Annotated in this window: 1 protein-coding gene; it reads left to right on the plus strand. The window is 33.6% G+C overall.

The window, feature by feature from the left end:
• Positions 1-207: 207 nt before the first annotated feature.
• The coding region (locus tag PX636_RS10100; RefSeq protein ID WP_288117014.1) for an AAA family ATPase at positions 208-1,045 on the plus strand (838 nt) is incomplete at its 3' end.

Genomic DNA, 1,045 nt, shown 5'->3' on the forward strand with positions numbered 1-1,045 from the left:
AATAAGTGGGTGGGTGGAATTAAATATAAGATGAACGTAGGTTGGGTTGAAGCATGAAACCCAACGCCTGCATGGGTTACGCTACCGCTAACCCATCCTACAAATAATTCTGCCTCCCTACTTAACCAAAGTTGAATGTATAGTTTGGGACTTGATCAAATTACCCACAATTATCTATCATCGTGAATATTAAACCTAAAGACAAACATGAAAGTTAAAATTAAAAATCTTGGCATTTTAAAACAGGCAGAATTAAGTCTAGGCAACCTCACAATTATCTGTGGTGGTAATAACACAGGTAAAACTTATGCTACATATTCTTTATTCGGTTTTTTAGACACTTGGCGACAACTATTAAAGGGACCAACATTTAGCCTCAAAGAAAAAGTTGATCAACTACTTTCTGATGGTGTAATTAGTCTCGATCTACAGGAGTATGTTCAACAGTGTGAGATTATTCTTACTACAGGTTGTCAAAGATATATTCAACAAATACCTGAAGTTTTTGCGGCCAACGAGGAGAGATTTAAAAATGTTGATTTTCAGATAGAATTAAATTTTGACAATATTCAATTTCAAAATAAGTATGAAAAGAAAATTAGTACAGCAACATGGGAAATTATCTCGATTAGCAAACCTGAAAATGAGCCTTATTTATCCATCACATTATTAACAGAAACAGAAAAAATAAATCTGCCAGTGCATTTTCTTGAGGATATCATTTACGACAGCATCCAAGATATAATTTTCTCTCAGTTTTTTCCCAGGCCATTTATTGCCAGTGCAGAAAGGACAGGAGCGGCAATTTTTCGCAAAGAGTTAAATTTTGCTCGTAATCGTTTACTGGAAGAAATTAGTAAAAATAGCAATTTTAATCCTAGGGAACTGTTATTTAATGTTTCTCAGGATTATGCGCTACCAGTCAAAAAAAATGTAGATTTTACTAGACAAATAGAAACAATTGTCAAAAAAACTAGCTTTATCGCCGAAAATCATCCCAGTATTTTAGAAGATTTTGCCGATATTATTGGTGGTCAATATATGA

The sequence above is a fragment of the Microcystis sp. M53598_WE2 genome (assembly GCF_030067735.1).
Classification (GTDB): domain Bacteria; phylum Cyanobacteriota; class Cyanobacteriia; order Cyanobacteriales; family Microcystaceae; genus Microcystis; species Microcystis aeruginosa.